Genomic DNA, 4,290 nt, shown 5'->3' with positions numbered 1-4,290 from the left:
GGGAGGGCGCGGCGCGGCGGGGCGAGGCCCGGGCCCGGCGCTTCTGGGGGGCGGTGGTGACGAAGGTGATGCGCCGGCCGGCGCTGGTCGCGGTGACCATCACCGCCGGCCTGCTGCTGCTCGCCACGCCGCTGTTGCGCGCCTCCTTCGGGGAGATCGAGTACACGGCCTTGCCGGCGGGCGACCCGGCGCGTGCCGCCACCCAGACGCTGCTCGACGAATTCCCCTCCACCGGCAACGGCGTCACGCTCGTGCTGAGGGGTGACGAGGGCTCCGGGCCCGCCCCGGCCGTGGTCACGTCGGTGTCCCGCGCGGCGGCGGACGTGGACGGCGTCGCGCAGACCGTCACCGTCGCCTCGCGGAACGACGTCGTGGTGCTGCAGGCGCTGTACGCACAGGGCGTGGAGGAGACGCCGCGGGCCGGCGAGATCGTCCGGGAACTGCGGGATCTGCCGCCCCCGCCGGGCACCGACCTGCTCGTCGGTGGCGGCCGGGCGATGGTCGACGACAGCAACGCCGCGATAGCGCGGTCGATGCCGGCAATGATCGCGATCATGGTGCTCTCGACCCTCGTGCTGCTGTTCCTGGCATTCGGGTCCGTGGTGCTGCCGCTCAAGGCGGTGGCGATGGCGGGCCTGAGCCTGGCGGCCACGTTCGGCGTGCTCACCTGGGTGTTCCAGCTCGGGAACGGAGCGGAGTTGCTCGGCGTGACCCCCAGCCCGCTGGAGCCGAGCTTCGTGGTGCTGATCCTGGCGGTGGTGTTCGGCCTGTCCACCGACTACGAGGTGTTCCTCATGTCGCGCATGGTGGAGGCACGGGCCGCCGGGGCGAGCACGGAGGAGGCGGTGCGGTTCGGCACCGAACGCACCGGCCGGGTGGTGACCTCGGCGGCGCTGCTGCTGATCGTGGTGACCGGCGCCTTCACGATCTCGGGCCTGTCGATCATGCGGTTCCTGGGTGTGGGGATGATCCTCGCGCTGATCATCGACGCGACGGTGGTGCGGATGCTGCTGGTGCCGTCGCTGGTCAAGCTGATGGGCGAGGCGAACTGGTGGGCGCCGGCGTGGATGAAGCGGGTGCACGCGAAGGTCGGCATCGGACACTAGAATCCGTTCTTACCTTGCAGTAGGTTCGGGCCATGGCCACGTACCTCGTCACGGGCGGCACCGGCTTCCTCGGCACGCACGTGCTCGGGCGACTGCTCGCGACCCACCCGGACGCCGACGTCCATGTGCTGGTCCGGCCGGCGTCGCTGCCGAAGTTCGAGGCCCTCTCCGCGCGCCTGGAGGGTGGGACCCGGCTGCACCCGCTGCTCGGCGATCTCACCGAGCCGGGACTCGGACTCGAGGCCGCGACGATTCCGCCGGCCGAGCACGTCCTGCACCTCGGCGCCATCTACGACCTCACCGCCGGAGAGGAGCAGGCCACCACGAACGTGGCGGGCACCCGCGCGGTGATCGCCCTCGCGGAGAAGCTGGGCGCGACCCTGCACCACGTCTCGTCCGTGGCCGTCGCCGGTGATCACCGCGGCACGTTCGCCGAGGACGACCTCGACCTGGGCCAGCACTTCCCGTCGCCCTACCACCGCACCAAGTTCGAGGCCGAGAAGGCGGTCCGGGCGAGCCGGGTGCGCCGGCGCATCTACCGGCCGTCCGCGATCGTGGGCAGCTCCACCACCGGCGAGATCGACAAGATCGACGGCCCCTACTACTTCTTTCCCGCCCTGGCCGCGCTGGCGGCGCTGCCGTCGCGGCTGCCGCTGGTCCTGCCCGACCTCGGCGACACCAACCTGGTGCCGGTCGACTACGTCGCGGCCGCGATCGTCGAACTGATGCATCGTCCCGGACTGGACGGGCGCACCTTCCACCTCGTCTCCCGCCCGCAACCGGTCCGCGAGGTGTTCGCGGCGCTGGCCGCCGCGGCCGGGGCCCCCGTTCCCGTCGCCGGCGTGCCCGGCGCGCTGGCACGTCCGCTGTTGTCGATCACCGCGCTTCCCGGCCTGAAGACCGCCCGACGCCTCGCACTGCGACGGACGGGCATCCCACCGGTCGTGTTCGGCCAGCTGACCTTCCCGAGCCGGTTCGCCGACCGCAGCACCCGGGAAGCCCTGCGCGGCAGCGGCATCACGCTGCCCGAGTTCGCCGGCTACGCCCCCGTGCTGTGGCGCTACTGGCGCGAGCACCTCGCCCCCGGCCGTGCCCGCCGCGACGATCCGCGTGGACCGCTCGTGGGACGGCACGTGCTGATCACCGGTGCCTCCTCGGGGATCGGACGGGCGAGCGCGATCGCCGCGGCCCGCGAGGGTGCCGTGGTCTTCGCCCTCGCCCGTCGCGCCGAGGCACTCGACGCAGTCGTCGCCGCGATCCGCGCGGGCGGCGGCAGCGCGTACGCGTATCCGTGTGACCTCACCGACCCGGCGGCGGTGGAGCGCACCGTGCAGGCGGTCCTCGCCGAGCACGACCACGTCGACATGCTCGTCAACAACGCGGGACGCTCCATCCGGCGCGGGCTGTACCACTCGACGGACCGGCTGCACGACTTCGAACGCACCATGGCGGTCAACTACTTCGGTGCGGTGCGGTTGACCCTGGCCCTGGTGCCGCACATGCGCGCACGGCGGTTCGGGCACATCGTGAACATCAGCACCGCCGGGGTGCAGGCCCGCACCCCGCGATACGCCGCGTACATCGCCTCGAAGTCCGCGCTCGAGGGGTTCGCCGACGTCGCCGCCTCCGAAACCCGGGACGACGGAATCACTTTCACCACCATTCACATGCCGCTCGTGCGCACCCCCATGATCGAGCCCAGCGGGGCGTACAACCCGGGTCCGGCGATCAGCCCGGAGGACGCCGCGCGGATGGTGGTCCGGGCCCTCGTCGAACGGCCCAAACGCATCGACGTGCCGATCGGCACCCTCGGCGAGCTCGGCGGCATCTTCGCGCCGGGCCTGCGGGACCGGATGTTCTCGCTCTACTACCACGCCTACCCCGACGCGCCCGCCGCGCGCGGCGAGCAGTGCGCCTCCGCCGACGCACCCCCGCAGCCGCGGGCGCTGCCCCGTCCGGTGCTGCCGAACCCTGCGGTGCTGCGCCGGATCGGCCGGCTACTGCCCGGCGTGCACTGGTGAGGCGGCTGCGCCGCCGGTGTGTCCTTCGGGCGGTCCCGGCCGCCCGAAGGACACACCGCACTAGAGCGCAGTTGTCTCCGTCGCCATCAGCGGTCGCACCGGCTTCGGATCGGCGCCGCAGCTGACCGGACGCGGCGGCAACTGCCGGGTCTCGACCTGCACGCGCCAGCGGCGACCGTCGCGGTGCCGCACCACCGTTCCGGCGTCGCCCTCGTCGACGACGAGCGCGTCCGCATCCGCGGGCACCTGCCCCCGCACCGCGATCTCGGCGACCTGCCCGGCCGCGGACCAGCTGCTGCGCCCCCGCAACCCCGGCAGATACACCTCGCCGCGAGCGGCGGCCGCCACGGCGTCCCGGCTCTGCGCGACGTCGAGCCGGCCGTAGGTGTAGCCCGTGGGCAGCAGGATCAGCGACGGGGCGAAGCGGTGCCCGCCGGTGTGCGAACACTCCCACACGTCGTCGCCGAACTCCGCAGCCAGCGCCGCCGCCACGGGGCGCCCCAGCACGGCACAGCACCGGTCCCGTTTGCCGTGGGCGCACACCAGCGCGACGGGCCGGTCCTGCGCACGGCCGAGGCCGGGCGCCGGGCCGGCGACGATGCGCGGGATCAGGTCGAGCAGTTCCTTCGGCTCCCCGACCTCCAGCCGCTCGCACCAGCTGCCGCCCGGATCGGAGCGGGCCAAGAGCACGGTGCGGCCGTCGCCGCGGCGGGCGGTGTCACGACCGGGCCGCCGGACGAACAGGAACCGCACTCCGACGGCGTCGGCCGCGGCCGAGATCTCGCCGGCGAGGCCGGGGCCGAGAGCGGTGCCGTCGAGGACGTCGCGCCCCCAGCCGGACGGCATCTCGAGGCACACCCAGCCGGGGGCGGTCGCCGCGGTGCCGGGCAGGGGCTCGTCCAGCGCGGAGGCCGCCGAGCAGGCAGGAGGAAAGGCAAGGCTCACCCGCCCATTGTGTCCGTCCGAGCTAGTCGTGGAAGCGACGGCCCTCCGCGAGCTGCTGCACGAAGGCCTCGATGCGGCGTGCCCGGGTCTCCGGGCGCTTCGCGGCCTGCAGCCGGTACACGATCGCGTACCGGTTGCGGCCGTCGAGCGTGTCGTAGAAGGCCTGCGCCGCGGGATTGCCCGCGAGGGCGTCGAGGAAGTCCTGCGGCACCTGCGCG

Annotated in this window: 4 protein-coding genes; 2 read left to right on the top strand and 2 right to left on the bottom strand. The window is 73.5% G+C overall.

Annotated elements, in window-relative coordinates:
• Together CQZ88_RS31495 and CQZ88_RS21180 are read left to right on the top strand one after the other, a co-directional pair.
• The coding region (locus CQZ88_RS31495) for an MMPL family transporter (RefSeq protein WP_258008710.1) at positions 1-1,106 on the top strand (1,106 nt) is incomplete at its 5' end.
• Between the two features lie 32 nt (positions 1,107-1,138).
• The gene (locus CQZ88_RS21180) at positions 1,139-3,127 is read left to right on the top strand and encodes an SDR family oxidoreductase (RefSeq protein ID WP_102800252.1); all 1,989 of its coding nucleotides are present in this window, start codon (positions 1,139-1,141) and stop codon (positions 3,125-3,127) included.
• 60 nt (positions 3,128-3,187) lie between these two features.
• Here CQZ88_RS21180 and CQZ88_RS21175 read toward each other — a convergent pair whose 3' ends face one another.
• Positions 3,188-4,072, bottom strand: a complete 885-nt coding sequence (locus tag CQZ88_RS21175; RefSeq protein ID WP_006945819.1) for a sucrase ferredoxin — start codon at positions 4,070-4,072, stop codon at positions 3,188-3,190.
• A 22-nt stretch (positions 4,073-4,094) separates the two neighbouring features.
• On the bottom strand, positions 4,095-4,290 hold a 196-nt coding region (locus CQZ88_RS21170), incomplete at its 5' end, for a YdeI family protein (RefSeq protein ID WP_146034348.1).

Origin of the sequence: Rhodococcus sp. ENV425, from assembly GCF_002887785.1 — a bacterium.
Classification (GTDB): Bacteria; Actinomycetota; Actinomycetes; order Mycobacteriales; family Mycobacteriaceae; genus Rhodococcus; species Rhodococcus aetherivorans.
Note: the sequence above shows the minus strand (reverse complement) of the source record. Positions and strands in the feature narration are given on the sequence as shown.

Coding starts and splice junctions, on each gene's coding strand:
- CQZ88_RS21180 (WP_102800252.1), top strand. CDS start 1,139: ATGGCCACGTACCTCGTCACGGGCGGCACCGGCTTCCTCGGCACGCAC.